Origin of the sequence: Janthinobacterium sp. SUN211 (assembly GCF_030587315.1) — a bacterium.
Classification (GTDB): Bacteria; Pseudomonadota; Gammaproteobacteria; order Burkholderiales; family Burkholderiaceae_D; genus Janthinobacterium; species Janthinobacterium kumbetense.
Genome location: NZ_JAPWIC010000002.1, coordinates 986698 through 1011986, shown reverse-complemented (window position 1 = coordinate 1011986; position 25289 = coordinate 986698). Strand labels below are relative to the sequence as shown.

Annotated in this window: 17 protein-coding genes and 1 riboswitch; of the genes, 5 read left to right on the top strand and 12 right to left on the bottom strand. The window is 64.3% G+C overall.

What is annotated here, in order from left to right; genetic code table 11:
- Window positions 1–37: 37 nt before the first annotated feature.
- Complete coding sequence (locus O3301_RS10305; protein ID WP_034750230.1) at window positions 38–343, bottom strand: hypothetical protein; 306 nt, start codon at window positions 341–343, stop codon at window positions 38–40.
- 142 nt (window positions 344–485) lie between these two features.
- Between O3301_RS10305 and O3301_RS10300 the strand changes: the two genes are divergently transcribed.
- A complete protein-coding gene (locus O3301_RS10300) occupies window positions 486–1643 on the top strand; it encodes an iron-containing alcohol dehydrogenase (protein WP_099667201.1) in 1158 nt (385 codons plus the stop codon).
- A 67-nt stretch (window positions 1644–1710) separates the two neighbouring features.
- A riboswitch (TPP riboswitch) is annotated at window positions 1711–1808 on the top strand.
- Window positions 1809–1893: 85 nt separating this feature from the next.
- On the top strand, window positions 1894–4029 hold the full coding sequence (locus tag O3301_RS10295) for a TonB-dependent siderophore receptor (protein ID WP_305056294.1): 2136 nt from the start codon (window positions 1894–1896) through the stop codon (window positions 4027–4029).
- Here O3301_RS10295 and O3301_RS10290 read toward each other — a convergent pair.
- The 3 genes from O3301_RS10290 to O3301_RS10280 form a co-directional block, all read right to left on the bottom strand.
- Entirely contained in the window at window positions 4026–4574 is a 549-nt protein-coding gene (locus O3301_RS10290; RefSeq protein WP_305056394.1) for an ATP-binding protein, read from the bottom strand. The two genes, O3301_RS10295 and O3301_RS10290, sit on opposite strands and share 4 nt — an antisense overlap.
- Window positions 4574–5185: a nicotinamide riboside transporter PnuC gene (gene pnuC, locus O3301_RS10285; protein WP_305056293.1), complete on the bottom strand. Its 612-nt coding sequence runs from the start codon at window positions 5183–5185 to the stop codon at window positions 4574–4576. The genes O3301_RS10290 and pnuC overlap by 1 nt, the downstream gene beginning before the upstream one ends.
- Window positions 5186–5271: 86 nt before the next feature.
- Window positions 5272–5790 carry a DUF2867 domain-containing protein gene (locus O3301_RS10280; protein ID WP_251351635.1) on the bottom strand — a complete coding sequence of 173 codons (519 nt, stop codon included), beginning with the start codon at window positions 5788–5790 and terminating at the stop codon, window positions 5272–5274.
- A gap of 67 nt (window positions 5791–5857) precedes the next feature.
- Here O3301_RS10280 and O3301_RS10275 point away from each other — a divergent pair, with 67 nt between their 5' ends.
- The gene (locus tag O3301_RS10275) at window positions 5858–6493 is read left to right on the top strand and encodes a TetR/AcrR family transcriptional regulator (protein ID WP_251351636.1); all 636 of its coding nucleotides are present in this window, start codon (window positions 5858–5860) and stop codon (window positions 6491–6493) included.
- A 52-nt stretch (window positions 6494–6545) separates the two neighbouring features.
- Window positions 6546–7037 (top strand): hypothetical protein, encoded by a 492-nt coding sequence (locus O3301_RS10270; protein ID WP_305056292.1) that lies wholly within the window; start codon window positions 6546–6548, stop codon window positions 7035–7037.
- A gap of 27 nt (window positions 7038–7064) precedes the next feature.
- On the opposite strand, the gene O3301_RS10265 is transcribed toward O3301_RS10270, so the two are convergent.
- Entirely contained in the window at window positions 7065–7598 is a 534-nt protein-coding gene (locus O3301_RS10265; protein ID WP_305056291.1) for a hypothetical protein, read from the bottom strand.
- 153 nt (window positions 7599–7751) lie between these two features.
- A complete protein-coding gene (locus O3301_RS10260) occupies window positions 7752–9908 on the bottom strand; it encodes a S46 family peptidase (protein WP_369812185.1) in 2157 nt (718 codons plus the stop codon).
- A gap of 159 nt (window positions 9909–10067) precedes the next feature.
- Here O3301_RS10260 and O3301_RS10255 point away from each other — a divergent pair, with 159 nt between their 5' ends.
- The gene (locus O3301_RS10255; RefSeq protein ID WP_305056290.1) at window positions 10068–11036 is read left to right on the top strand and encodes an IS1595 family transposase; all 969 of its coding nucleotides are present in this window, start codon (window positions 10068–10070) and stop codon (window positions 11034–11036) included.
- A 28-nt stretch (window positions 11037–11064) separates the two neighbouring features.
- On the opposite strand, the gene O3301_RS10250 is transcribed toward O3301_RS10255, so the two are convergent.
- The 6 genes from O3301_RS10250 to O3301_RS10225 all read right to left on the bottom strand — a co-directional run bounded on the left by O3301_RS10250 (window position 11065) and on the right by O3301_RS10225 (window position 25062).
- Window positions 11065–13185: a PAS domain S-box protein gene (locus tag O3301_RS10250; RefSeq protein WP_305056289.1), complete on the bottom strand. Its 2121-nt coding sequence runs from the start codon at window positions 13183–13185 to the stop codon at window positions 11065–11067.
- Window positions 13182–15776 carry a chemotaxis protein CheB gene (locus tag O3301_RS10245; RefSeq protein ID WP_305056288.1) on the bottom strand — a complete coding sequence of 865 codons (2595 nt, stop codon included), beginning with the start codon at window positions 15774–15776 and terminating at the stop codon, window positions 13182–13184. The genes O3301_RS10250 and O3301_RS10245 overlap by 4 nt, the downstream gene beginning before the upstream one ends.
- 139 nt (window positions 15777–15915) lie before the next feature.
- Entirely contained in the window at window positions 15916–17346 is a 1431-nt protein-coding gene (locus tag O3301_RS10240) for an efflux transporter outer membrane subunit (RefSeq protein WP_305056287.1), read from the bottom strand.
- Window positions 17343–20597: an efflux RND transporter permease subunit gene (locus O3301_RS10235; protein WP_305052697.1), complete on the bottom strand. Its 3255-nt coding sequence runs from the start codon at window positions 20595–20597 to the stop codon at window positions 17343–17345. The genes O3301_RS10240 and O3301_RS10235 overlap by 4 nt, the downstream gene beginning before the upstream one ends.
- Window positions 20594–23713 (bottom strand): efflux RND transporter permease subunit, encoded by a 3120-nt coding sequence (locus tag O3301_RS10230; RefSeq protein ID WP_305056286.1) that lies wholly within the window; start codon window positions 23711–23713, stop codon window positions 20594–20596. Before O3301_RS10230 ends, O3301_RS10235 begins: the two co-directional genes overlap by 4 nt.
- The gene (locus tag O3301_RS10225) at window positions 23710–25062 is read right to left on the bottom strand and encodes an efflux RND transporter periplasmic adaptor subunit (RefSeq protein ID WP_305056285.1); all 1353 of its coding nucleotides are present in this window, start codon (window positions 25060–25062) and stop codon (window positions 23710–23712) included. The genes O3301_RS10230 and O3301_RS10225 overlap by 4 nt, the downstream gene beginning before the upstream one ends.
- Window positions 25063–25289 lie beyond the last annotated feature (227 nt).

The window sequence follows — 25289 nt, the reverse complement described above, 5'->3', positions numbered from 1 at the left end:
AAGTGGCGCATGGTACGCCACAGCAACAAACCAATAGTTACAATATTTTCTCGTCATAGTGATACTGGGCAACAATCGGCCCCGCCTTGAACAGCGCTTCCTTCATGGCCGTGTCCAGGCGCGCGTCGCGGCGGCGCATCCATTCGAGCAGCATGGCCGCTTCCTTGCGGCTGGTGTCGCCCGCATGCGCGAGCACGCGGCGCAGTTCCGGGTCCGTGCACGCCTCGAAGCGCTGGCTGTTCAAGTCCAGCGCCTGCAGTGCGGCGATGGTGGCGCCGATGGCGCGGTGCATGTCGAGCGCGGTGGCCGGCAGGCCGGATTCTTCCAGTGGGACGGTGGTCATGCGCATTCCTTTTCGCGTGGTGGTGACATCGGCTGCATTCTCCACCGCGCGGACGAAAAGCTCAAGCGTCCACGGCACGTTTCCACCCATTCGGCCATAATCATGGCTCAGCAACAGCCTAAACCTCAGCGGCAGGAGCCCCATGTTCAATTTCGACTTTTACAATCCGACGCAAATCCTTTTCGGCCAGGGCCAGATCGCCGCCATCACGGCGCTGATCCCGCCCCAGGCCAGAGTGCTCATGACGTATGGCGGCGGCAGCATCAAGCAGAACGGCGTCTACGATGAAGTCAAGGCGGCGCTGGCCGGCCATACGGTGCTGGAATTTGCCGGCATCGAACCCAATCCCAGCTATGAAACCCTGATGCAGGCCGTGGCCATGGTGAAAAGCGAGCGCATCGATTTCCTGCTGGCCGTCGGCGGCGGTTCCGTGGTCGATGGCACCAAGTTCATCGCCGCGGCCGCCCTGCACGAAGGCGTGGCCTGGGACATCCTGGCCAAAGGCGGCAAGATCGTCGAAGCCGCCCTGCCCTTCGGCACCGTGTTGACCTTGCCGGCCACGGGTTCCGAAATGAATGGCTCGGCCGTGATCACGCGCAAGGCCACGCAGGAAAAGCGCTCGTTCATGAGCCGCAAGGTCTATCCTAAATTCTCTGTGCTGGACCCGTCGAAGACGTTCACCTTGCCGCTGCGCCAGGTGGGCAATGGCGTCGTCGATGCGTTCGCGCATGTGATGGAACAGTATTTGACCTACCCTGTGAACGCGTCCGTGCAAGACCGCTTCGCCGAAGGCATTTTATTGACCCTGATCGAAGAAGGCCCGAAGGCCCTGTCGCACCCGGACGACTACGACGTGCGCGCCAACGTGATGTGGAGCGCCACCCTGGCCTTGAACGGCCTGATCGGCGTGGGCGTGCCGCAGGACTGGTCCACGCACGCCATCGGCCACGAATTGACGGCCTTGTACGAGCTCGACCATGCGCAAACCCTGGCCATCATCCTGCCCAGCATGTTGCGCGTGCGCAAACAAGCCAAGCGCGCCAAGCTGTTGCAATACGCGGCCCGCGTGTGGGGCCTGGACGGCGGCGACGAGGATGGCCGCATCGAGGCCGCCATCGCGCGCACGGAATTCTTCTTCCGCCACATGGGCGTCAAGACGCGCCTGGCCGACTACGGCCTGAATCACGCCAGCGTGGACGCCGTCGTGTCCGCCCTGGAAGCGCACGGCATGACGGCCCTGGGCGAACAGCGCGAAGTGACGCCCGCCGTCAGCCGCAAGGTGCTGGAACTCAGTCTGTAGATTCGCACCACACTGTTGTAAAACGGTCAGCCAGGTGGGACAGCTGGCCGTGGTTCATGCTAAGCTGTCATTTCGCTAGGGGTCCTGGAGCAGTCATCCGGGTGAGAGATACCCTTCGTACCTGATCTGGATAATGCCAGCGAAGGAAAGCGCAAAGTACCTCCCTCCTTTGATAGCTCCTGCGTTGGCGCCAGCCGAACAAGCAGCCTGCCGTGCTCTTTTCCGAGACGGCTTGAACCACGAGCAATCTATGTCCACACCGAATTTATCCGTTTCTGTTCTGACCCTGGCCATCCTGCACGCGTTTGCCGCGCCCGCCCTGGCTTCCGACGCAGCCGACCCGCAGGCGCAAAGCATGGCCGAAGTCGTCGTCACGGCCAGCAAGGCGCCGGCCGCCAAGCGCGCCTCCGTGGGCGGCTTCAGTGACGCGCCGCTGCTGCAGACGCCGGCATCCGTCACCGTCATTTCGCAAAAAGACATGCAGGACTTGCAGATCCGCAATCTCAGCGATGCCGTCAAGCTCGATGCCAGCATCAACGATTCCTACAACGCCGTCGGCTATGCGGAACAGTTTACGATACGCGGCTTCAAGCTCGACACCAATTCCAGCTACCGCAAGGATGGCGTGGCCATTCCTGGCGACACGCAAATCCCGCTGGAAAACAAGGAACGCATCGAAGTGCTGAAGGGCCTGGCCGGCTTGCAGGCAGGCGTGGCCGCGCCGGGCGGCGTGATCGACTTCATCGTCAAGCGCCCCACCGCCGCCCCGCTGCGCACGGTCACCGTGGAAACGCGCGAGCGCGGCACGCTGTATGGCGCCGTCGACCTGGGCGGCCGCCTGGAAGACACGCGCTTCGGCTACCGGATCAACGTGGCGGCAGAGCGCCTGCGCTCCTACATCAAGGGCGCGGACGGCAACCGCAAGTTCATTTCCGGCGCCTTCGACTGGCAGATTTCCCCGCAAGCCCTGCTGCAAATCGATGCCGACTACCAGGACAAGGCACAAGTGACGGCGCCCGGCTTCCAGTTGCTGAGCAATGGCAGCCTGCCCGCCAACGTCAGCGCCGACGCCATGCTCAACAAGCAACCGTGGACGCACCCCGTGGAAACCGTCACCAGCAATCTCGGCCTGCGCTTCCAGTACGCGTTCAATGACGACTGGCATGCCACCCTGTCGGCCAACCAGCACTCGTTCAAGCGCGACGACTACACGGCCTATCCGTATGGCTGCAGCCCGGAAGGCTGGATGCCTGTATTCTGCAGCAATGGCGACTTCTCCGTGTGGGACTTCCGCAGCCTGGGCGAGACGAAAAAACCGCTGAGCGCGCAAGCCATGATCCAGGGCAAGTTCGCCACCGGTTCCCTGCGCCATGAATTCACGGCCGGCGTATCGACCTTCCGCCGCAAGGACCGCGCCGGCCTGTACGTGTATAAGGAAGTGGGCATCAGCAATATCTACCGCCCTGTCATCGTTGCACCATCGCCGGCTTCGACTGGCCCCGTGCGCCTGGTGCGCGACGATAAGGAAAACGCCGTCTTCGTGCAGGACATCGTCAGCCTGGCGCCGAACTGGAAGCTGCATGGCGGCTTGCGCCACATCAATGTCGATGGCTACCAGTACGTACTGAAGGCCGACACGGAAATCCGCGCCAAGCACGACTTCCTGCTGCCCAACGTGGCGCTCGTCTACACCCCGCTCGACAATCTCTCCGTGTATGCGGCCTACTCGCAGGGCATGGAACATGGCGGCACAGCCAGCATCTATGAGAAAAACGCCAATGTGGAGCTGACGCCCAGCCGCTCGAAGCAGGTCGAACTGGGCGTGAAGATGGATGTGACGCCGGACTTCATGCTGGCGGCCAGCCTGTTCCAGATTCGCAAAGGTCTCGAATATGTGAACGCCGAGAATTATTTCGTCCGCAATGGCCAGGCCCAGCACCGGGGGCTGGAATTGTCGGCCCAGGGCAAGGCATCGTCCAGCCTGAGCCTGGGCGCGTCCGTAACGGCCCTGAACAGCCAGCAGTCAGGCACGGGCAATGCGGACCTCGACGGCAAGCGCGTGCCCAATGTGCCAGCCTTCAAGGCAGCCGTGCATGCGGATTACGCCGTGCAACAGGTGGCGGGCTTGAGCGTGAATGGCAGCTGGGAATATGCGGGCAAAAAAGCGTTCGAGTACAGCAACACGACCTTCGTGCCGTCGTACAACGTGTTCAACCTGGGCGCCGCGTACGCCACGCGCATCGCCGGCACGCGCGCCGTGCTGCGTGCCGCCGTCAACAACGTGGCCGACAAGTTCTACTGGCGCGACGTGACGCCGGAAGCGGGCGGCTACCTGTTCCCGGGCGCCAGCCGCACCTTCAAGGTCTCGGCGCAGTTTGACTTTTAATTGAGGGAAATGGCAGGCGCCGCAGCGAGCGCCTGCTGCAGCAAAGGCGCCGCCTGTTCCAGGCGCGCTTCCAGGCTGTCGCGCAGCACGTGGTAGACGATGCCGCGCGCGTCGAGCTCATCGAGCAGGTAGCGGTAGATCAATTGGCGCACGGCTTCCGACTCGCGCTGCAAGCCATCGGCCACCCAGGGGCTGTCGGGCGCCGTGACCAGGGTCAGATCGTACTGTGTGGCATCGGCCAGCGCCGCCAGTTGCGCATCGGCGCCGTGAAAATAATGGCGGCTGTAGACCACCGTCATCAAGGGCGTCGTGTCGCAGAACAGGAAGTGGCGGGCTTGGGCGGCAGCGGCCGCTTCGCGTTCGACTTGCGTACGCGCAATACCATACTGATCCGCCGCCACGGGCACCCTGCCTTGCGTTTCCACAAACTCGCGTAAATACTCGGGCACCCAGACGCTGCCATAGCGCTCGGCCAGGGCCGCCGCCAGGGTCGACTTGCCCGACGATTCCGCGCCCAGGATGGCCACGCGCACGCAACGCTCCATCACTTGAGGACCATCGCGCTCGGCGCGGCCGGGGCCGACTTTCTCCACGCCAGCAAGCCGATGACGGCCATCACGACGAAGAACGCATACAGCACGGCCGTCAGGGTCAGGCCCTTGTGCACATACAGCCACACGTACAGCACGTCGACGATGATCCAGGCGATCCAGTTTTCCAGTTTCTTGCGCGACAGCAGGAATTGTCCCACCAGGCTGCCTGCCGTGAGGAAACCATCCGCATGGGGCACGTCCGTGTCCGTCGTCGTCAGCAGCCAGGCGATGAGCAGGAAGCCTGCCAGCCAGCCGACGGCGCATGCCAGCCAGCCGCGGCCGTCGAGGCGCGTCACGGGCAGGGTCTTGCCGCCGCTGGCCGGATGCAGCCACTGGTACCAGCCCCAGAACGAGACGCTGATAAACAGCAGTTGCAAGGCCATGTCGCCATACAGGCGCGATTCGAAAAACACGAAACCGTAGGCGGCCGAGGAAATGATGGCGAACAGCCACGCCCAGTGATTCTGGCGGATGTTCAGCGCAACGGTTGTCAATGCCAGGACAAAGGAAATCAGTTCAAGCGGCGTGGTGGCAAAACCCAGCAGGAGAAGCGTATCGTTCATGGGAATCGTGATGAGGCTGGTGGTGCAGTATGCAATACCAGCCATGAATAAGCAAGATTGCCCGCACCGCCAGCCGCCTTCCCCGCTCAGGCAAAGCCGCCCTTGACGGCGCGCGCCAGCGAACGCTGCACGATCAGCTTGTGGAAGGGCCGGATCAGCAGGATGTAGGCGCGTCCCACCCGATTATGGCAATGCACGACGCTGGACATGGTCACGCTGCCATGCCGTCCCGCGTCGCGGTTGCGCAGCACCGACAAACGGAAGTCCAGGTGGCTGTCATCCTCGCCCACGATGATTTCATCGTCGCTGACGGCAAAGATGCGGAAGATGCCGATGCGCTTGCCAGGCCTGGCTTCCATCTGCCTGGCCGTCCGGATGCCGAAGCGCGCCACGATGGCGTCGCGCACCACCATCAGCTTGCGCGCCCAGCCGGGCTGACTGCCCAGCAGCACGCGCGCCAGGCTTTCCATGTCCATCTGGCGCGCCTGCGCAGTCGGCAGCTCGACGGCATACGCGTCGGCCAGGTGGCTGCCCGGGTACAAGGGGGCGATGCTGGCGCCCGGCGGCAAGGCCACGGCGCGTACCGCATTGTTCATCTCTTGCATGTGCTCTCCATGTGTTCAGTGATAACATGGCCATCATACACGACAATGTGAACAGCGATAACATAACATGAGCACGAACAGCAATTATCACCATGGCAACCTGCGCGACACCCTGGTCGCCGCCACCATCGCGCAACTGGCGCAGCAGCACGACGCCGCCCTTTCCCTGCGCGAACTGGCACGCACGGTGGGCGTGTCGATCGCCGCCGTGTACCGCCACTTCCCCAGCAAGGAAGCCTTGCTGGCCGACGTGGCGGCGGCCGGCTTCGCCAGCCTGATCGCCAAATGGGAAGCCGAACTGCCGCCGCAGGGCAGCCTGCCATCCGAACAGCGTTTTCAGCTGCTGGGCCAGCAATACATCGAATTCGCCCTGGCCGCGCCGGCCCACTACCGGCTGATGTTCGAACACCAGGACGTGCGCCAGTTCCCCGCCTTGCAGGACGCGGCGCAGGCATGCTTCCAGTACGTGCTGCAGACGGCAGGCGCGGCCGTGCGCGAAGCGGGCCTCGATGCGCGCTGGGACAAGGCCGCCGCCAGCGCAGGCTGGTCGCTGGGCCACGGCTACGTGATGCTGCTGCTGAGTGGCCGCCTGGCCATGGCGGACGGCGGCGACGAGCTGTCGCCGGCCATGGTGCCGCGCTTTTTTCAGTTGCCAGTGGAGGCGCTGCGGCAGCTGCCTTGCCAGGCGGGACAACCGCAATAAAGCCAAATTGACTCGCTTATCGGCAAGTGCCACCTTCAGGAACTGATGATTCATGGATAACATATCGATAGACACGCTCTCCGTGATTGCCAGGCAATGCCTTGCGCTCACGTGCCTGCAACGCTTTTGCCGGCAGCATGCCCTGCACCACCCGGCGCTGTCCGCGTTCGCCGGTCACGCGTGGAAGGTGGCGCAGCTCGCGCCGGGGGATTTTGCCGCCTGGGAGCGCGGCTTTGCTGGCCTGGCAGTGACGGGCATGGGCGATCCCTGGCCGGACGACCTGCGCATGGCGCTGCCCGGGCACCTGCTCGGCGCGCTGGAGCAACTTGTCGGGCATGTGCTGGAAACGAGCGCCTGTACCTGGCATGGCGATGACCTTGCGGCAAGCCGGCGCCAGCTGGAAGCCGTGCTTGAAATCTGTGCCAGGCATGGCGTGGCGGCGCCGCCGCTTGCGCACTATGTGCAGCACGATGCGGCGCTGCGTGGCGGCTGGGGGCCGATGCTGACGGACGCGGAAGTCAGGCGCTGGCAAGCCCTGCTATAGCGCGCGGCTTGCAATAGCGGCGGAGGCTCACGCCGGCAGACCCTGGCGCACCTGGTCGAGCAGCCGCTCCTCCTCCTCCGTATCCGCGTCGATTTGCGTGACGACGGTCCAGAATCGCGGGCAGGTCTTGATCTGCTCGAACGCATGGCTCGTTTCAAGCCGCACCATGGTTTTCCTCAGGCTGTGCAGATAGCCCTCCTCGATGGCATCGAGCAGTTCGTCATCGGCAGCGTCGATCAGCTCGAGCAGCGCGCCTTCGATCCTTGCATAGCCCTCCTCCCACAGCTGGCCGATTTCCGGCACGTCGACTTCGATGCACTCGTTCGACCAGTCCGGAGGATAGTAATCGCGCTCCCGGTTGGCGGGATCGGTGTCAAAACTCAGCGAAAGGGAGGGGAACGATACGGCGTTGAAGGCAAAGGCGGAAAATGCCTGGTCCTTGAATGGGGACGCGCCCAGCAAGGCCAGCGACGCGCTGGCCAGCTTGAAGCAGGTTTCTTCGACGTCGTAGGCAGTTTCAAATGTCTGCCAATCAAGTGGCAAAGCGGGAGTCGGGGGCATGGCGGGCCTGTCGAAAAAATAAGAGTGGAAAGTGATCGGAATTATACGTGGCGCAACCGATGCGGCAGGCGCCGGCCGCGCGTACGGTGCGGCCGCAAAAAAGCCGCATCGGCCCTGCGGCGGATGCGGCTTTGCGCTAGCGCAAGCTGAAGCTTATTTCTTGGCAGCTTTCACTGCCTTCGGATACTTGATCGTCATTTCCTGCAGCAAGTTATCCGCGTGGTCCACTTCCTTCATCACCCACAGCATGTAGCGGATGTCGAGGTGGATGGCGCGCGTGATGGCCGTGTCGAAGTACCAGTCCTTGGTGATCGATTCATACGTCGAATCGAAGTTCAGGCCGATCAATTCGCCGCGCTTGTTCATCACGGCCGAGCCGGAATTGCCGCCCGTGGTGTCGGCGCTGGTGAGGAAGTTGACGGGCACCGTGCCCAGTGCCGGGTCGCGGAACTGACCGTAGCGTTTTTGCTTGACGGCGTCAATCAAGCCTTGCGGCGCTTCGAACGGAGCCTTGCCCGTGACTTTCTCGACGATGCCTTCCACGGTCGTGAACGGCCCCTTGGTGATGCCATCGCGCGGCGAGTACGGCGATACCGTGCCATACGTGACGCGCAGGGTCGAGTTGGCGTCAGGATAGACCGGCTTGCCTTGCGATTTCTTCCAGGCAATCACGGCTTGCATGTATTGCGGAATCACGCGTTCCAGGTTGCCGTCGATTTCCTTGCGGCGCTCTTCCAGCGCCGCCTCGACGGGCTGCAGCTTGATGGCCAGCGCCATGAAAGCGTCATCGGACTGGGCAACAGCGGCCTGGTCCTTTTCCAGCCAGGCCAGGCGCTTGGCCGTGTCAGCCAGTTGCGTCTGCTGATACAGGGCCGCCACGGCGCCTGGCGCCGGCAGCAGCGCGTCCAGGCCTTGCGGATGGCTCTTCGCCGCCAGTTGCGCGTAACGCTTCAGACCGGCTTCAAAACGCGCCTGGTCAACCTTGTTGACATACGACTGTTCCAGGCGGGCCAGGCGGGCCTTGATGAAGGCCAGGTCGCGCTGCTGGAAGCCCGATTCGCGCTCGGCGTCCGCTTTCTGGCGCTCCAGCGACAGGCGGTAGATGGTGCGCGCGCTTTTCAGCAAGTCGCTGTTGGTGGCCACGCTCCAGGCGAACTCTTCTTCGCTCAAGGCCATGTCGCTGGCGATCGCCGCGTCCAGTTCGGCCAGCAGGGTCGGCGACACGTTCGGCTGTTTCGCGTACCAGGCGCGGAACTCGGCATCCTGCACGTCCTTGATGGCGGCGATGTCCTTGCGGGCGAAACCGTCGAGCAAGCCCTGGGTTTTCTTCAGCACGTTGTTGATGCTTTTCACCACGCTCGCATAGCGCACGGCAGCGGCCGCGTCGCCCTTCGTCGAGTCGGCCATCACGGCCAGGTCCGCTTGCAGTTCGGATACTTTCAGGGGGAAGGCCGTATCGCGCGCGAAACGGATTTCCGCCGGCAGCTTGTAGCGGCTGGTGCGGCCGGGGTAGCCCGCCAGCAAGATGCCGTCACCGGCTTTCAAGCCTTCGGCCGAGACCACCAGGAAATCCTTCGATTGGTACGGCACGTTGTCGGGCGACGGGTCGGCCGGACGGCCATCCTTGCCCACGTAGGCGCGCAGGAACGAGTAATCGCCCGTGTGGCGCGGCCACTCGTAGTTGTCGGTATCGCCGCCGAAGTTGCCGATCTTGTCCGATGGCGCGTACACGAGGCGCACGTCGCGTATCATCATCTGGCGGATGCGGTAGTACTCGAGGCCGCGGTGGAAGGCGGGCACGGAGCAGCGGTACATCTTGTCCGTTTCGCATTCGGCGATCAAGTCCTTGACGCGCTTTTCCACGGCTTCGTGGCGCGCGCGGCCGCTCATGTCGGCCGTCAAGCCCTTCAGCACGCGGTCGCTGACGTTTTCCACCTTGTCCGTCACATACACGAGGCTGTTCGGACCGCCCGGCAGCTCTGCGGCGCGCGTCTTGGCCAGGAAACCGTCGGTGATGTAATTGTGTTCCGGCGTGGAATTGCGCTGCACGGCGCCATACGCGCAATGGTGGTTCGTCACCACCAGGCCGGCGTCGGAGACGAAGGCGGCCGAGCAGCCGCCCAGCGACACGATGGCGCTCATCGGGTGCTTGCTCAGGTCGGCCAGTTTTTCTGCAGGAATGTCGATGCCGACCCGTTTCAGTTCGGCTTTCAGCTGTGGCAATTGGTGTGGTTGCCACTGCCCTTCGTCAGCGTGTGCGCCGGCGAACGCGCCCAGCAAGGCGACTGGTAATACGATTGTCTTGAACAAGATTTGCTCCTCCATAAAAAGCAGGCGAAAGTATAGCCTGTCCAGGCGGCCTGAGTCGGCAAAAATTATGGCTCTGTCATCGGCAAGTAGGGGAAATGCCGGAATCTTCCGTTGGCTGCGCTGTCTGACTCTGCATATTCACCACGCAGGGAGCAGATCATGCAGCCAGCCGAATGGATCAGCTTTATCGCACAGTTTGCTTACCTGAACCGGCGCCAGCGGCAGGCAAGCATGGCCTTGCTGCGTGGCAACGCGCCACACGACGCGACCGTCGCGCTACTGGAAAGCGTGGCGCAGCCGCGCCTGGCCTGTCCCGCCTGCCACGCGCATCAGCTGCACCGGCATGGCCATACGCATGGCTTGCAGCGCTACCGTTGTGTACCGTGCGGGCGCACTTTCAATGCCTTGACGGGCACGCCGCTGGCCCGCTTGCGTCACAAGGCCCTATGGATCGCCTATGCCGATTGCCTGCTCGATTCCAGGTCGGTACGCCAGGCCGCTCAGCAGCTGGGATTGCACCGCAACACCACGTTTCGCTGGCGCCACCGTTTTCTCCGCGTCGCCAGGACAGATCGGCCGCATGGCCTGCATGGCATTGCCGAGGCGGACGAGTTATATGTGCTGGAATCGGAAAAAGGATCCAGGCAGATGACGCGTCCGGCCCGCCGCCGTGGCGGCCATGCCCGCCAGCGCGGCATTTCCGATGAGCAGGTCTGTATCCTGGTGGCGCGCGACCGTACAGGCCAGACCCTCGATTTCGTCACGGGCAAAGGGGCGTTGACGAAGGCACAGCTGCACCGCTGTTTGTTGCCCGTCATCGATAAGGATGTCCTGCTGGTAACGGATGGCCATGCCGCCTACCGGGCGTTTGCCAGGGAAGCGGGCATCAGCCACCAGGCCGTCAACTTGCGCGCCGGCATCCGTGTGCAGGGCGCCGCGCATGTGCAGAACGTCAATGCGTATCACAGCCGTCTGCGGGACTGGCTGCGGCCCTTTCGCGGCGTGGCGACGCGCTACCTGCCGAATTACCTGGGCTGGCGCTGGATACTCGACGCCAGGCGCATCCGTTCACCAGAAACGTTATTGAAAGCAACGCTGGGAGCATTCCCACATTTGACGGTGACATAGCCAAAATTATCCCATTGCAATTTCTGTATCAGGCGGCCGGCCGTCCCGTCCCCTGCAAGGGGATCTGCAGGGCCAGCCGGCAACCGGCGCCCGAGGCCGGCACACCGACCTCAAACTGCCCGCCCAGCGCCGTCACCCGCTCGGCGATGCCGATCAGGCCAAAGCACTGCTTCTTGCGCTGCTGCTGCGGCGTGATGCCGATGCCGTTGTCGCTGATGGCCACGTACACGGCGCAGGCATCCGAACTGAGCTCGATCTCGACCTGGCTGGCCTGGGCATGGCGCATGACGTTGCTGAGCGCTTCCTGCACGATGCGGAACAGCACGATCTCGACCTGGCTGCCGATGGCGGCAAACAATGCCTCGTCGCGTATCAGCAGCTGGCAAGCGACGCCGCTGCGCTTGCGGAAGTCGCCCACCTGCCACTCGATGGCGGCTTGCAAGCCCAGGTCCAGCGCCATCGGGCGCAGCTCGTTCATGATGCCGCGCACGCTCTTGATGGTGGTGTCGACGTTGCTGAGCACGGCGCCGACCCGGCGGTGCAGGCGCGGATGGGAGCCTTCCGTGCGCGCGCTGAGCATGGAAATATCGATGCGCAGCGCCAGCAGGTTTTGCCCCAGTTCATCGTGGATATCGCGCGAAATGCGCTTGCGCTCGTCTTCCTTGGCCGTTTCCAGGTGCAGCGCCAGCTGGCGCAGCTGCGCATGCGACTGGCGCAGGGCGCCATCCATCAGCTTGCGTTCGGTGATGTCCGTGTGCGCCACCACCACGCGCAGCGGCCCCTCCCCGAGGAAACGGCTGATCCTGGCCTGCGACCAGCGGGGACCCGAGCGCGTGGCAAACTCATACTCGAGCGCAAACGTGTCCGCGTTACCGGCGATGACGGAGCGGATGCCGGCGGCCAGCTCGCGCCCGGCGCTGCGCTGCCAGCGCGGGTCCGTGTCGCAAAATTCCAGGTAGTGCAGCGGCTGCGGCGTTTGCCCGACGAAGGCCAGGCAAGCCTGGTTGGCATGCACGACGCGGCCCGACCGGTCCAGCACCAGCACCCGGTCCGTCAGGGAATCGATGGTGGCGTGAAAGAAGCGCTCGGCATCGCGCAAGGCTTCCTGCGCCCGCTCGCGCTGGTGCACTTCCAGCTGCAGGTGCTGGTTGGCCCGCAGCAATTCGGCCGTGCGGTCGACCACCCGCTGGTCCAGCTCGCGGTGCAGTTCGCGCAAGTCCGCCTCGGCCAGCTTGCGCTCGGTGATATCGGAAAACACGCCGACAAAGTGGCTGATCGCGCCATCCGGGCTGCGCATCGGCGTGATCGACAGCGATTCGACGAAGCGCTCGCCATTCTTGCGCCGGTTCACCAGTTCGCCATACCAGCTGCCATCCTGGTGCAGGCTGCGCCACATGGCTTCATAAAAATGCGGCAGATGCGTGCCGCCGCCGAGGAAGGACGGATCGCGGCCGATGGCTTCCTCCGCCTGGTAGCCGGTGATGGTGGTGAACGCGGGGTTGACGGAAATGATGCGGTTGGCGCTGTCCGTCACCAGCACGCCTTCGCGTATACTGTCGAGTATCACGAAGGCGCGCCGCAAGGCCGATTCGCGCGCGTGCTCGTCGCCCAGGTCCGTCACCAGCATGCGCGCCGTGGCGCTGTCCGCATCGTAATTGGCTTCGATGCGCACCATGCCGCACATGCCGCCCGCTTCGCCTTCGAACAGCGGCGCTTCGAGCACCTGGCGCGCGCCGCCGGTGAAGACGGCGTCGAGGAAGCGCCGGAAGCCGCCCTGCGCCTGGGGCGCGACGAATTGTTCGAAACGCCGTCCCAGCAGCCGGTTCTTGTCGCGTTGCAACAAGCCGCAAGCCGCCACGTTGACACGCGTGATCACGCCTTCGCGCGCCAGCGAAAAGTAACTGACGGGTGCCTGTTCATACAGCTGCGCATAACGGTCGCGGCTGCTTTCAAATTCATTTTTCAGCTGCTCCAGCTCGGCCAGGGCCGCGCTCTGCATTTCCAGCTCGATCTGGCTGACCTGCAACTCATGCAACTGACGCATCACGTCTTCATTCGACTGCGGCACGGGCTGGCGCTGCTCCGCGGCCAATTGCTCCGCCTGCTCTCTCAGGCGTGCCGGCGCGCTGCCGTCGAATGGTTCGCTCATGACACGTGCTCGCCGCTACTGCCGCCGGCCACGGCGCCGGACTGGATCTGGCGCAGCTGGGCTTCCAGCAGTTTCGACTCTGTAATGTTGATGAAGGTCACCACCACGCCATCGATCACATTTTCGATCGTGCGGTACGGCATGATGCGCACGTTGTACCAGCGCCCCGTCTTGGTTTCCACTTGCCGCTCGCAAAACACCAGGCTGCGGATCACTTCCAGCGCATCGTCTTCCAGGCCCGGATAATCGAGGTCGTTGACGATGTCGCTGAGCGGGCGGCGCAAGTCCGTCTGGATCAGCTTATAGATTTGCGTGGCCGGCGCCGTGAAGCGGCGGATGCGCAGGTCGCTGTCGAGGAAAATGGTGGCGATATCGGTACTATTGAGCAGATTCTTCATGTCGCTATTGACCAGCGACAAATCATCGACCTTCGATTGCAGCTCGGCATTGACCGTGTACAACTCTTCGTTGAGCGACTGCATCTCTTCCTTCGACGTGGTCAGCTCTTCGTTCGTCGATTGCAGCTCTTCATTGGTCGACTGCAGTTCCTCGTTGGCCGATTTGAGCTCTTCGCGCGACGTCTGCATCTCGTCGCGCACGGCCTGGATTTCATTGCGCGCCTGCGCCAGTTGCTGTTCCAGTTCCAGCACCTTGGGGTTCGGCGAGCGGCCGCGGCGCGCCTCGGCCACCAGCGGCGCGCTGGCAAACGTCACGAACACCATGCCGCGCAGGGATTCAGGCTGGCTCAGCGCTTCCGCGCTCAGGTCGACGCCCAGCGATTGTCCCAGGTGATCCTTGACCACCAGCCCCTTCAGGCGCACCACCCTCTCGCTCTGCAAGGCTTCCTTGATGAGGCCAGCCAGCTCGTAGCGCAAGCCTTCGCGCGCCATCGCATGGATATTCCAGTTGGCCTTGCCGGCTGCCGGTTCGAGGAAGGCGCCCGTGCGCCCGTTGATGTACAGGATGTCGCCATCCTGATTCAGCAGCGCGGCAGCCGGTGAATATTTCTGGAGCAATAATTGCTCGACATGGGATTGAATCTTTCCAGTCATGCTGACTTCTCTCGTGTCGCTAGGTGTAGGGGGGGATGCCAACGATACCTTGGTAGGAAAATACGTGGGCAGGCGCTGACGCGCCAGGTTGTCGAGGCGGCGGTACAACCGGGTCGACGTGGTCAGCGGTGAAAACAGGTCGGAAAAATGGCCGGGCGTGTCGGCGCTGCCCAGCAGCAAAATCCCGTCGCGGTTCAAGGCGTAATGAAACAGGGGTATCAAACGCTGCTGCAGCTTGGCATTGAGATAAATCAACAAATTGCGGCAGCACAGGATGTCGAGCTTGGTGAACGGCGGGTCGGAAATGATGTTTTGCTGGGCAAAGATGATCGTGTTGCGTATCTCTTTTTTCACGTGATAATCGTTCTTGTCGCGCAAGAAGAAACGCCCGAGGCGTTCGGCCGACACGTCGCTGCTGATGCTGTGCGGAAAGCGTCCCTGGCGCGCGTGGTCGATGGCGTCGGCCGACAGGTCGGTGGCAAAGATCTGCAGGCTGTACTTCGACGGCGGATTGATGCTGGCCACCACTTCATGGAATACCATGGCCAGCGAATACGCTTCCTCGCCCGTGGAACAGGCGGGCACCCAGGCCTTGAACGCGCGCCCGTCCGGATGGGCCGCCAGCAATTGCGGCAAGGCGACCATCTTCAGGTATTCCCACACTTTCGGGTCGCGGAAGAAACTCGTCACGCCGATCAGCAATTCCTTGAACAGCAAGTCGATTTCGCCCGGATTGGCGCGCAAGTACGGCACGTATTCTTCCATCGACGTCATTTGATACAAGCTCATGCGCCGCTCGATGCGCCGCAGCACCGTGTTGATCTTGTAATCCGTAAAACTGTTGCCCGTGTGTTCGGACAGCAAGGCGACAATTTCCTGCAAGGAATTGCGCCCGTTCGGCTCATGGCCCGGCAGGCTGAGGAAGCTGCTGCGGAACAGATAGGTGATGATCTTGTCCGGCATCTTGTCGGGAAAGTCGACCAGGTCCACCACTTCCGCGGCAATCGCGCTTTGCGGCATCATGTCGAACTTGGCCGTGTCCGGATGCTGGGCCAGGGTCAGACCCCCTGCCTGCTTGATCGCCTGCAAGCCGCGCGTGCCGTCATTGCCCATGCCGGAAAAAATCACGCCCACGGCCAGTTCGCCCAACTCGCTCGCGAGGCTCTCGAAAAAGATATTGATGGGCAAGCGGTGCCCGCGCAGCTGCACCGGTTCGCTGAGCAAGAAACGCCCCTTGGACAAGCCCAGGTCGGCATTCGACGGTATCACATAGATATGGTTGGGCCGCAACTCCGCCTGGTGCGTGATTTCCGTGACGGGGATGCTGGTGGCGCGCTGCAGCAGTTCCGGCAGCATGGCCTTTTGCGTGGGATCAAGATGCTGGATCACCACATAGGCAATCCCGCTCTCCTGCGGCACGTTCGCCAGGAAGGCAACGATGGGATCGAGTCCGCCGGCGGATGCGCCGATGGCCACCACGGGGAAAACGATGGTGGCCACTTCAGGGACGGAAGCATTGCTGTGTTTACTGCGTGTCATCTTCTGCAAGAGTGCAGCCACGGCCAAAGCGTCAGGCTGGGAATTGATAATCTTGCATTCTAGCACTCAAGATGCGCGGAAAAACACGAATTTGGCGCAGGGCTTTTCCCTGCGCCAGGCTGCCCCCTAGCCGTCCCCTTTACTGCGCCTGCGGCACGTGCCAGCCGCCGCCCAGCGACTGGATCAGGGCCACGGCCGTCGTCTGACGGTCCGCCTGCGCCTGCACCAGCGAACGGCGCGCCGACAGGGCCGTCACTTGCGCCGTCACCACGTCCGTATAGCCGACCTGGCCCGCGTTGTAGCGGTTCAGCATCTGCTGCTCGACCTGGTCGGCGGCGGATGACGCCTGCTGGCGCAGGGCCAGCTGTTCGGCCAGCGCGCGCGTGGCCGACAACTGGTCTTCCACGGCGCCAAAGGCACTCAATACCGTCTGGCGGTAGCGCGCCACGGCCGCCTCGTGTCCCGCCTTGGCCGCATCCACGCTGGCCGTGGTGGCGCCCGCGTTGAACAGGGTTTGCGCGGCCGACACGCCCAGCGACCACAGGCTCGATGAGGCATTGAACAGGTCGCCCACCTTGCTGGCGCCGGAACCGTAGGAACCCGTCAGGTTCAGGCTCGGGTAATACGCGGAACGGGCGATGCCGATCTGCTCGTTGGCCACGGCCACCCGGCGCTCGGCTGCGGCGATGTCGGGACGGCGCTGCAGCAGGGTCGACGGCACGCCCAGCGGCACCTCGGGCACGGTCAGGGTCCACGGCGCCACGGCCAGGCTGAAGTCGGACGGCGCGCGGCCCAAAAGTATCGCGATCGCATGTTCCAGCTGCGCGCGTGAACGCGTCTGGCTGGACAGGTCGATCTGCGCATTGGCCAGCTGCGTCTGCGCCTGCAGCAGGTCGGACTTGGCGGCGATGCCCGAATTGAAGCGGTTGCTGGTGATGTCGAGCACGCGCTTGTAGCCATCGATGGTGGCATTCAGTAGCGCGATCTGCGCATCGCTCTGGCGCAGCGAAAAGTAATTGGTGGCCAGTTCGCCCTGCGCCGACAGGCGGGCGGCGGCCAGGTCGGCCGCGCTGGCGCTGGCGCTGGCATCGGCCCCCGTCACGCCGGCGCGCAGCTTGCCCCACACGTCCGGTTCCCACGACGCGCCGATGGCGGCCTTGAAGTTGTTGTTCGTCTGCTGCTCGCCCCCGCCGCCCGAGCGGGCGCCGCTGCCCGTCAGGTTCACGGTGGGGAACAGCGAGGCGCGCTGTTCGCGCACCAGCGCGCGCGCCTGCTCGTAGGAAGCGATGGCGGCGGCCACGTTCTGGTTCGAGATGTCGATGCCTTCGGCCAGCTGGTTCAATTGGGCGTCGCCGAACAGGGTCCACCACGGTCCCCGCTCCAGGGTGTCGGCCGGCACGGCCGGCTGCCAGCCTGCCGCCTCCTTGAACGTTTGCGGCGCGGCGGCCGTCGGCGTTTCATACGTGGGACTGACGGCGCAGCCGGCCAGCAGGAGGAAAGCGGTGGCCGCGCCCAGTGCCAGCAGGTGGCGTGCGGGGACGGTCGATACGATAGGTTTTACTTGCTTCATGATTGTGTGCTCGGGTTATCTGGCCCAGGAATGCGGCTCAATTGCTGCTCGTCGGCGCTGCGCGTGCGCAGCTTGTCGAGCAGGATGTAGACCACCGGGGTGGTCAGCAATGTGAGTAACTGGCTGGCAATCAGGCCGCCGATGATGGCGACCCCCAAGGGCTGGCGTAGCTCTGACCCCTCGCCGAAACCGATCGCCAGCGGCAAGGCGCCAAGCGCCGCCGCCAGGGTGGTCATCAGAATGGGGCGGAAACGCAGCAAACAAGCCTCGCGCACCGCTTCCACAGCTGTCAGCCCGCGCGAACGCTCGGCCTCCAGCGCGAAGTCGATGATCAATATAGCATTTTTCTTGACGATACCGATCAACAGGAACACGCCGATCAGGGCGATGATGGAAAACTCCATGCGGAACAGCAGCAGTGCCAGCACGGCGCCCACCCCCGCCGACGGCAAGGTCGACAGCACGGTGACGGGGTGGATCAGGCTTTCGTACAGGATGCCCAGCACGATGTAGATCACCACGATGGCCGCCAGGATCAGCAGCGGCTGCTCCTTGTTGCTGTCTTGCGCGCTCTTCGCCGAACCCTGGAAGCTGCCGCGCACGTTCACCGGCATGCCGATTTCCGACTCCGCCTGGGCCACGGCAGCCTGCCCGTCGCTGAGCGGATAGCCGTCGGCCAGATTGAACGACACGGTGGTGGCCAGTTCGCCGCCCTGGTGGTTGATCGAGGTGGCCGTCGAGCTTTCCGCGAAGCTGCTGAACGACGACAGCGGCACCATCTTCGCCAGGGTGGTGCTCAGGGCCGAGCCGCTGGACGGGTCGCGAGCCGCCGTCGTATTCGACGTCGTCGCCGCCACGCTGGTGCTGGCCGCGGCGGCGCTGGCGGCCGTCGTGCCGGTGGCGGCGACGGTGGCCGCATTCGACGCGGGCACGTACACGGAGCGCAGCGCTTCCGGGCTTTGCGCGTAGCGGGGCGCCACTTCCATGATCACGTGATACTGGTTCAGCTCATCGTAGATGGTCGCCACCTGGCGCTGGCCGAAGCTGTTGTACAGCGCATTGTCGATATCCTTCACCTGCACGCCCAGCTGCGTGGCGCGGTCCTTGTCGATGGAAACAAAGGTTTCCACGCCGTTTTCCGCCTGGTCCGTGTCCACGTCGATCAGGGCCGGCTGCAGCTTCATCTGGTCGGCCAGTTTCGCCGCCCATTTCTTCAAGTCCGCCTGGTTGTCGCTGATCAGGGTGTACTGGTACGTGGAATTGCTGGAACGCCCGCCCATGCGCAAATCCTGCACGGGGTTGAGGAACAGCGAAATGCCCGTCACCTTGGCCAGCTGCGGGCGCAGACGGGCGATCACGGCTTGCCCCTTGTCCGTGCGCTGCGAGGCCGGCTTCAAATCGATGAACATGAAGCCGCCCCCCGCCCTGCCGCCGCCCGTGAACCCGACGACGGTGGCGACGGCCGGATCGTCCTTGATGATGTCGACCAGCTGGCGCAATTTGGCCTGCATGGCCTGGAACGAGATGCTCTGGTCGGCGCGCATGCCGCCATTGATCTGGCCCGTGTCCTGCTGCGGGAAAAAGCCCTTGGGCGCGGCCGCGAACAGGTACACGTTCAGGCCGACGACGAACACGAGGATCGTCATCACGAGAGCGGCGCTCGACAAGGCCCAGTCCAGGCAGTGTTCATACACGTTCAGCATGCGCTCGAAACCCCGTTCGAACCAGCGCGCGACGACGCCTGGCGGCTTGTGGTGCTCGCCGCTTTTCAGCAGCCAGGCGCACATCATCGGCGTCGTGGTGAGCGAGATGACGAGCGAAATCATCACGGCGGCCGACAAGGTCACGGCGAATTCGCGGAACAGCCGCCCCACCTGGCCGCCCATGAACAGCAGCGGGATGAAGACGGCCACCAGCGACAGGCTGATCGACAGCACAGTAAAGCCCACTTCGCGCGCGCCCAGCAGGGCCGCCTTGAAGCGGTCCATGCCCGCCTCGATGTGGCGCTGCGTGTTTTCCAGCACCACAATGGCATCATCGACGACAAAGCCCGTGGCCACCGTGAGCGCCATCAAGGAAAGGTTATTTAGCGAAAAGCCCAGCATGTACATCACGCCGAAGGTGCCCAGCAGCGAGACGATGGTGGCCACGGCGGGGATGATGGTGGCGCGCACGCTGCGCAAAAAGGCGCTGACCACCAGCACGACGAGCACGATGGACAAGATCAGCGTGAACTCGATCTCGTGCAGGGACGAGCGGATGGAATTGGTGCTGTCGGACGCCACCTGCAGCTTGATGTCGCCGGGCAGCTGCGCCTGCAGTTGCGGCAGCAGCGCGCGCACGCCGTCCACCGTGGCGATGACGTTGGCGCCGGGCTGGCGCGTGATCAGCACGATGACGGCCGGGTCGCCGTTGAACAGGCCCAGGGTATTGTTGTTTTCCACGCCGTCGACCACTTCGGCCACGTCGTCGAGGCGGATGGCGGCGCCGTCGCGCCAGGCCACCACCAGGCTGCGGTAATCGGCGGCGCTGCGCCCGCCCGACGCCGTCGCCGCGCCCGAATAGATCTGCAGGCTGCGCTCGTCGCCGGAAATCGCCCCTTTCGGGCGGTTGGCGTTGCTGGCCTGGATGGCCGCGCGCACGTCTTCCATCGACACGGCATAGTGATTGAGCTGGTACGGCAGCAATTCCACGCGCACGGCCGGCAGCGATCCGCCGCCCAGTTCCACGTCGCCCACGCCTTTGACTTGCGCCACCTTTTGCTGCACCAGGTTCGACACGGCGTCGTAGATCTGGCCCGGCGTGCGCGTTTTCGACGTCAGCGCCAGGATGATCACGGGCGCGTCGGACGGATTGGCCTTGCGGTAGGTGGGGTTGCTGCGCAGGGTGGCCGGCAAGTCCACGCGCGAGGCGGCAATCGCCGCCTGCACTTCGCGCGCGGCCGAATCGATCTTGCGGTTCAAGTCGAACTGCAAATTGATGCGCGCCGAGCCCGTGCCCGACGACGACGTCATCTCGTTCACGCCCGAGATCACGCCCAGGCGCCGTTCCAGCGGCGTGGCCACCGACGTGGCCATGGTCGCGGGGCTGGCGCCGGGCAGGCTGGCGCTGACGGAAATGGTCGGATAATCGACCTGCGGCAGCGGCGAGACGGGCAGCACGAAGAAGGCGCCGATCCCGGCCAGCGCGATGCCGATGGTCAGCAGCACGGTGGCGATGGGGCGCTTGACGAACGGTTCGGACAGGTTCACGCGGCGCTCCCCGCGTTATCGGCCGGCTTGTCCAGCTTCACCGCGGGCGCCTTGCGCGCGAAGCGCTGGCCCAGGCGGTCGAAGCCCAGGTAGATGACGGGCGTGGTAAACAGGGTCAGCACCTGGCTGACGATCAAGCCGCCGAAGATGGCCAGGCCCAGCGGACGGCGCAACTCGGCACCCTCGCCCCAGCCCAGCATCAGCGGCACGGCCGCGAACAGGGCCGCCAGGGTCGTCATCAAAATCGGGCGGAAGCGCAGCAGCGCCGCCTGGTGGATGGCTTCCTGCGGGCTCTTGCCTTCGTCGCGCTCGGCTTCGATGGCGAAGTCGATCATCATGATGGCGTTCTTCTTGACGATGCCGATCAGGAGGATGATGCCGATGATGCCGATCACGCCCAGGTCTTGCCCGGAAATCATCAGCGCCAGCAAGGCGCCCACGCCGGCCGACGGCAGGGTCGACAAAATCGTCAGCGGGTGGATGTAGCTTTCGTACAGCACGCCCAGCACGATGTACACGCAGACGACGGCGGCCAGAATGAGCCACAGCTGGTTCGACAGCGAGTTTTCATACGCGCCGGCCGCGCCGAGGAAGGTCAAGGTCACCGATGGCGGCAAGGCGATGTCTTTCGCCGCCTGGCGAATGGCGTCGACGGCGCTGCCCAGGGCCACGCCTTGCGTCGTATCAAAGCCCAGCGTCGTGGCCGGGTATTGCGCCACGTGCGTGATTTGCAGCGGCGCCTGTTTTTCGCTGACGCTGGCAAAGGCGGACAGCGGCGTCGACTTGCCGGAACCCGTGCGCACCTGCAGGTCCGACAGGTCGGATGGCGTCGTGACGATGCCCGGCTGCGCTTCGAGGATCACGCGGTACTGGTTGGTTTCCGTGAAAATCGTCGAAATGATGCGCTGGCCGAAGGCGTTGTACAGCGCGTCGTCGACGGTGGCCGTGGTGACGGACATGCGCGCGGCGCTGTCGCGGTCGATCGCGACCGTCACGGCGGCGCCCGTGGCGCCCGCATCCGTGACGACGTTGCGCAGCTGCGATTTTTCGCGCATGCGCGCCGCCAGCTTGCCGGCCCACTCGGTGACGGTGGCCGTGTCGGCCCCTTCGAGCGAGACGCGGTACTGCGTCGGCCCCGATTCCGCATCGATGGTCAGATCCTGCGTCGGCTGCAGATACAGGGTCACGCCGGCCACCTTGGCCACGCGGTCGCGCAGGCGCTCCATGATCTCGTCCTGGCTGCCGCTACGCGGACGCTTGAGATTGATCAGCATGCTACCCGTGTGCAGCATGGTATTGTTGGCCGCATCGACGCCGACGAGGGAACTGAGGGTGTCGACAGCGGGATCTTCCAGCAGCGCGCTGGCGGCGGCCTGCTGCAAGGTGGCCATGCGCTCGTACGAGACGGCTTGCGAGGTTTCGATGCGCGCCTGCAGCTGGCCCGTGTCCTGCGTGGGGAACAGGCCTTTCGGAATCGTGATGTACAGAATGACGGTCAGCAGCAAGGTGGCCAGGGCGACGAGCAGGGTCAATCCCTGGCGTTTCAAGACCCACACGAGCGCATGGTCGTACTGCACGATCACCTTGTCGAGGAAAGCCTGGATGCGCTGGCCCGTGGCGCTGATCTTTTCATCGGCGTGGCTCTTCAGCCAGCGCGCCGACATCATCGGCACCAGGGTGAGCGACACCACGGCGGAAATCAGGATCGTGATGGCCAGGGTCATGGCGAATTCGCGGAACAAGCGGCCCACCACGTCGCCCATGAACAGCAGGGGAATGAGCACGGCGATCAGGGAGACGGTCAGCGAGATGATGGTAAAGCCGATCTGCGACGCGCCCTTCAGGGCGGCGGCCATCGGCGTTTCGCCCTCCTCGATGTAGCGGGCGATGTTTTCGATCATGACGATGGCGTCATCGACGACGAAGCCCGTGGCAATCGTCAGCGCCATCAGGGACAGGTTGTTCAGGCTGTAGCCGAGCAGATACATGACGCCGCAGGCGCCGATCAGCGAAATCGGCACGGACAGGCTGGCGATCACGGTGGCGCGCATGCTGTGCAGGAAGGCGAAGATCACCAGCACCACCAGCAGCACGGACAGCAGCAGTTCCATTTCCACGTGTTCGACGGAAGCGCGGATGCCCGTCGTGCGGTCGCTCAGCACGTCGAGCTTCATGGCAGCCGGCAGGCTGGCCTGCAGGTCGGGCAGCAGGGCCTTGATGGCGTCGACCGTCTTGATGACGTTGGCGCCGGGCTGGCGCTGCACGTTCAGGATGATGGCCGGCTGCTTGCCGGACCAGGCGCCCAGGCGCGTGTTTTCCGCGCTGTCGACGACATTGGCCACGTCGGACAGGCGCACGGGCGCGCCGTTTTTATAGGTGATGATCAGGCGCTTGTAGTCTTCCGCCGTGACGAGTTGATCGTTCGCGTTGATGGTGAACGAGCGCGTGGGACCGTCGAAACTGCCCTTGGCGCTGTTGACGTTGGCCGCCGCGATGGCCGTGCGCAGGCTGTCGAGGCCCAGGCCGTAAGAGGCCAGCAATTTGGTGTCGCCCTGGATGCGCACGGCGGGACGCTGGCCGCCCGACAGCGACACGAGGCCCACGCCGTTGACCTGGCTGATCTTCAGCGCCAGGCGCGTGTTGACGATGTTCTGCACCTGCGTCAGCGGCATCGTGTCCGAGGTAATCGCCAGGGTCAGCACGGGCGCGTCGGCCGGGTTGATCTTCGCGTACACGGGCGGCGCCGGCAAGTCGGTGGGCAGTAGCGAGCCGCCCGCGTTGATGGCGGCCTGCACTTCCTGCTCGGCCACGTCCAGGGTCTGGCCCAGGGTGAATTGCAGGGTGATGATGGAAACGCCGGCCGCGCTGGTGGAACTCATGCGCTGCAAGCCGGACATCTGCCCGAACTGGCGCTCCAGCGGCGCCGTCACGGTCTGCCCCATGACTTCGGGACTGGCGCCCGGGTACAGGGTCTGCACCTGGATGGTGGGGAAGTCCACCTGCGGCAAGGCGGCCAGCGGCAGGAACTTGAAGCCGACCAGCCCCGCCAGCACGATGGCCAGCATCAGCAGCGCCGTGGCGACGGGGCGCTTGATGAAGGGAGTCGATGGACTCATTGCGCTGCGCCCTTCGCCGGCGCAGTAGCTGGCACTGTGGCTGGCGCGGATGCGGATGCCGATGCGCTGGCCGCGCCGTCAGCGTGCTGGCGGCGGTGGCGGCGTTCGCCGTTCGCCCCGGCGGCACCGGCGCCGCCCATGGCAGGCTTGTCGCCCGCCAGGGTGACTTTCGCGCCTTCCTTCAGGCGGTCGGCGCCTTCCGTGATGACTTGCTCGCCCGCTTCCAGGCCGGCGCGGATTTCCACCATGTCGGTGGTCGCCTGGCCCCGCGTGACCATGCGCACGGTAACGGTCTTGTCCGCTTTCAGCACGTACACGAAGTCGCCGTTGTTGCTGTGGCGCAAGGCCGTCACGGGCACCAGCACGGCGCCCGTGATGTTGCCCAGTTCCAGGCGCACGTTGACGAACTGGCTGGGGAACAGGGCCATCTTGTCGTTCGTGTAGCGGGCCTTGGCGCGCACGGTGCCCGTCTGCACGTCGACCTGGTTGTCGAGCGCCGTCAGGCTGCCCTTGTCCAGGGTATGCGTGCGCGTGCGGTCCAGCGCCAGCGCCGCCAGGGCCGTGCCGCCACTCAGGCGTTCCTGGATGGTCTGCACCTTATCCTGCGGCACGGAGAATTCCACGTCGATGGGCGACAGCTGCGTCACCACCACCACGCCGCCCGTGTCGCTGGTGCTCACCAGGTTGCCGATATCGACCACCTTCAAGCCCGCGCGGCCGCTGATCGGCGACACCACCTTGGTGTAGCCCAGGTTCAGCCTGGCCGTGCCTTCGGCGGCGCGGTCCGTCATCACGGTACCTTCCAACTGTTTGACCAGGGCGGCCTGCGTGTCGACATCCTGGCGCGCGATGGAATCCTGGCCCAGCAGGGTTTGATAGCGTTTCAGGGTCAGGCGCGCGTTTTCCAGCTGCGCTTCATCGCGCTGGCGCTGGCCCGTGGCCTGCATCAGCGCCATCTCGAACTGGGCGGGGTCGATCTGCGCCACCACCTGGCCCGCCTTGACCATGCCGCCTTCCTTGAATTTCAGCTCCTTCAAAATGCCCGACACTTGCGGGCGCACCGTCACGGTGGACGCGGCCGTCACCGTGCCCAGCGCATCGAGCACCACGGGCAAGTCGGATTTCACGGCCGTGGCCACGCCCACGGTGGTCGAGGGGCCGCCGCGGCGCCCGCCCGGGCCTCCCGGCCCTCCGGGGCCACCGGCGCCGGGCTGCGCGCTGACGCCCGAATGGGTCAGGTACCAGGCACCGCCCCCCAGCGCAGCCATCACGGCCAGCGCGATGACCGTGCCGACGATTTTCGAACGGCGGCTGCGCCGCGGGGTGTTGGGTGTAGTCTGCGAATCCATCGCTTATCCTTGTCTAGGCCGCTGGCACGGCGAGTCTGTGGCGCCGGCCGAGGTGGAACACACTCAGGCCGGACGACCGTTTTTCGGGGTTGTTTCGGTACAAAGCCGGGGGAGTCAAGAGCTGAAAGTCAGCTGAAAAAACATCGCTCCCTAGCGTGAAACGACTCTAGCATAGTCATGTAACTGTTTCATTTCTACTTGAAACAATTACACACAGCCAGACAGGC